This window comes from Acidimicrobiia bacterium (genome assembly GCA_036271555.1).
GTDB lineage: Bacteria > Actinomycetota > Acidimicrobiia > IMCC26256 > PALSA-610 > DATBAK01.
This window is the reverse complement of the sequence record DATBAK010000081.1, coordinates 1-3,301: the sequence shown is the minus strand read 5'-3', so window position 1 is coordinate 3,301 and position 3,301 is coordinate 1. Positions and strand designations below refer to the sequence as shown.

Annotated in this window: 4 protein-coding genes; all 4 read left to right on the top strand. The window is 66.4% G+C overall.

All coding sequences use genetic code 11. The features are described 5' to 3' along the window. Positions 1 to 879 (top strand): amidohydrolase family protein (locus VH914_18115; GenBank protein ID HEX4493124.1); only part of this gene is annotated, 879 nt, incomplete at its 5' end. After that, a complete protein-coding gene (locus tag VH914_18110) occupies positions 872 to 1,798 on the top strand; it encodes an amidohydrolase family protein (protein HEX4493123.1) in 927 nt (308 codons plus the stop codon). The genes VH914_18115 and VH914_18110, both read left to right, overlap by 8 nt. Next, on the top strand, positions 1,795 to 2,679 hold the full coding sequence (locus VH914_18105) for an amidohydrolase family protein (protein HEX4493122.1): 885 nt from the start codon (positions 1,795 to 1,797) through the stop codon (positions 2,677 to 2,679). Before VH914_18110 ends, VH914_18105 begins: the two co-directional genes overlap by 4 nt. 17 nt (positions 2,680 to 2,696) lie before the next feature. Then, positions 2,697 to 3,301 (top strand): CaiB/BaiF CoA-transferase family protein (locus VH914_18100; GenBank protein ID HEX4493121.1); only part of this gene is annotated, 605 nt, incomplete at its 3' end.

The window sequence follows — 3,301 nt, the reverse complement described above, 5'->3', positions numbered from 1 at the left end:
TCGCACATGGGCATGCCGAGCGACATCGGCATCATCGACCTGATGATCGGCTTCCCGGTCGCCGACCGCCGTCATCACTACGACTTCCTGCGCACGCAGTTGCACGACAAGGAGTCGCTCGAAGACTTCGACTTCCCCGTGCAGTACATCTTCAAGGACGTGCCCAAGGTCGAGGAGACCAAGGACCCGGTCGCGTCACTGCTCGAGCAGATGGACAAGTACGGGATCGCGAAGGGGATGATCGGCGCGTCGAAGGTCGGCGACCAGGCCTACCGCGCGATCAAGGACCACCCGGACCGCTTCTTCGGCTCGTTCCAGGTCGACCCGAACGCGGGGATGGACGGCGTGCGCGACCTCGTGCGTGCGTACGAGGAGCTCGGCATCAAGTCCGCAACCGCGTTCCCGTGCGGGCTCAACCCGCAGGTGCCGATCAACGACAAGAAGTTCTATCCGCTGTACGCGAAGTGCGTGGAGCTCGACATCCCGATCTGCGTGTGCGCGGGCGTGCCCGGTCCACGAGTGCCGATGGCGCCGCAGAAGGTCGAGCTCATCGACGAGGTGTGCTGGTACTTCCCCGAGCTGAAGTTCGTGACGCGGCACGGCTGCGAGCCGTGGGCCGACCTCGCGGTGAAGCTCATGTTGAAGTGGCCGAACCTCTACTACTCCACCAGCGCGTTCGCACCGAAGCACTACCCGAAGGACGTCATCCACTACGCGAACACGCGCGGCGCCGACAAGGTGATGTACGCGGGCTACTTCCCAATGGGTCTGTCGCTCGAGCGCATCTTCACCGACATGCCGAACGTGCCGTTCCGCGATCACGTCTGGCCGAAGTTCCTGCGCGAGAACGCGGTTCGCGTGTTCAAGCTGGATGAGTAACAACGCCGCGTTCGACGCCGGGCGCGCCGGTGGTGTCGTCGACACCGCGGTCGGCATGCCGAAGACGCGCGAAGAGATGTACGAGTTCTATTCGTTCATCCGCAAGCAGACGCGCGACACCGAGAGCAAGGAAGGTCAGGGCGGACTCGAGTTCCCCGCGGGCTACATGTTCAAGGACGTGCCCAAGTGGGAGGAAGGTGAGCTCGACGACCCGGTGACGTGGCTGCTCGCCGAGCTCGACCGGCACGGCATCTTCCAGGCGATCGTCTCGATCGAGGACGACGCCGGACAGCGCGCGGTTCGCGAGCACCCCGACCGCTTCTTCGCGAGCATCTCGATCGACCCGAACGACGGCATGGACGCGGTCCGCAAGATCGACCGCTACGCGAACGAGTGGGACCTCAAGTGCGTCGGCGCGTTCCCCGCGGGCCTCTACCCGCAGGTCGCGCTCAACGACAAGAAGTTCTTCCCGATCTACGCGAAGTGCATCGAGGTCGACGTCACGTTCGGGTCGACGGTCGGCGTGCCCGGTCCGCGCATCCCGTTCACACCGCAGCAAGTGGAGTTCCTCGACGAGATCTGCTGGTTCTTCCCCGAGTTGCGCTTCGTGACGCGCCACGGCTGCGAGCCGTGGACCGCGCTCGCGGTGAAGCTCATGCTGAAATGGCCGAACCTCTACTACTCGACGACCGCGTTCGCGCCGAAGCACTACCCGAAGGACATCGTCGACTACGCGAACACACGCGGCGCCGACAAGGTCCTCTTCAGCGGCTACTTCCCCGCGGGGCTGACCTACGACCGGCAGTTCACCGAGCTGCCCGACGTCGCGTTCCGCGACCACGTGTGGCCGAAATTCCTGCGCGAGAACGCGCAGAAGGCCTTCAAGCTGCCGCCGGTGACCCGGCAGGAAGCCGCATGAGCTCAGCGTTCACCGACGCGCAGGCCGGCGGTGTCATCGACCTCTTCCTCTCGATGCCGGCGTCGAAGGAGAAGCAGGCCAAGAAGTTCGACAGCATCCGTGCGATCACGAACGACGCGGAGTCGAAGACGATGGCGATGCCCGCGCAGTACATGTTCAAGGGCGTCCCGACCTACGACGAGGTCGACGATCCCGTCGCCCTCGCGCTCGCGGAGATGGACAAGCACAACGTCCGGCGCGCGCTCGTGGGCGTGCACGAGAACGAGCACGCGCAGCGCGGGTTCCGCGAACACCCCGATCGCTTCCTCGGCATGGTGAACGTCGACCCCAACCAGGGAATGGATGCGATCCGACGCTTCGAGCGCGCGGTGAAGGAGCAGGGCGTCCACGCCGGCCACACCTGGGGCACCGGGCTCAACCCGCAGGTCCCGATCGGCGACAAGAAGATGTACCCGATCTACGCCAAGTGCGTGGAGCTCGACGTGCCGATGATCGTGTACGCGGGCGTTCCGGGACCGCGCATCCCGATGTATCCACAGACCGTCGACCAACTCGACGAGATCTGCTGGTTCTTCCCGGAGCTCAAGCTCATCGTGCGCCACGGCGCGGAGCCGTGGACCGCGCTGATGGTGAAGCTGCTCCTCAAATGGCCGAACCTCTACTACTCCACGAGCGCGTTCGCGCCGAAGCACTACCCGCCCGACATCGTGAACTACGCGAACACGCGCGGCGCCGACAAGGTCATGTACGCGGGCTACTACGCCGCCGGACTCACGCTCGATCGCATCTTCACGGAGATGCCCGACGTGCCGTTCCGTGACCACGTGTGGCCGAAGTTCCTACGCGAGAACGCGCAGCGCGTGTTCGGTCTCACCGACTGATCGACCGAAAGGCGCGCATGGGGCCGCTGGAGGGCATCAAGGTCATCGAGATCCCGAACATCGGGCCGATGCAGTTCGCGGGCATGCTGCTGTCCGACCTCGGCGCCGAGGTGCTGCGGCTCGACCGCGCGAGCGACGCCCCGAACGGCGCGACCGTCGGCGGGCAGAGCTTCGTGTCGCCGTACTCGGTGCTCGACCGCGGGCGGCGCAGCGCGGCGATCGACCTGAAGGCGCCGGGCGCGGCCGAGGTCGTGCTGCGACTGTGCGAGCAGGCCGACGTGCTGATCGAAGGCTTCCGGCCCGGCGTCGCCGAGCGTCTGGGCATCGGCCCGGTGACCTGCCGAGCGCGCAACCCGAAGCTCGTCTACGGCCGCATGACCGGATGGGGGCAGGACGGGCCCTTCGGCAACGACGTCGGCCACGACATCAACTACATCGCGCTCGCCGGCGCGCTCGCGTCGTTCGGGCCTGCGGGCGGACCGCCGGTGTTCCCGATCAACCTCGTCGCCGACTTCGGCGGCGGCGGCGCGTTGCTCGTCACCGGGATCCTCGCCGCCCTGCTCGAACGGGCGCGGTCGGGACTCGGTCAGGTGATCGACGCCGCGATGGTCGACGGCAGCGC

What these genes read in the sequence shown, in the direction of transcription:
- VH914_18110 (HEX4493123.1), top strand. Translation starts at nt 872, where the DNA reads ATGAGTAACAACGCCGCGTTCGACGCCGGGCGCGCCGGTGGTGTCGTC.
- VH914_18105 (HEX4493122.1), top strand. Translation starts at nt 1,795, where the DNA reads ATGAGCTCAGCGTTCACCGACGCGCAGGCCGGCGGTGTCATCGACCTC.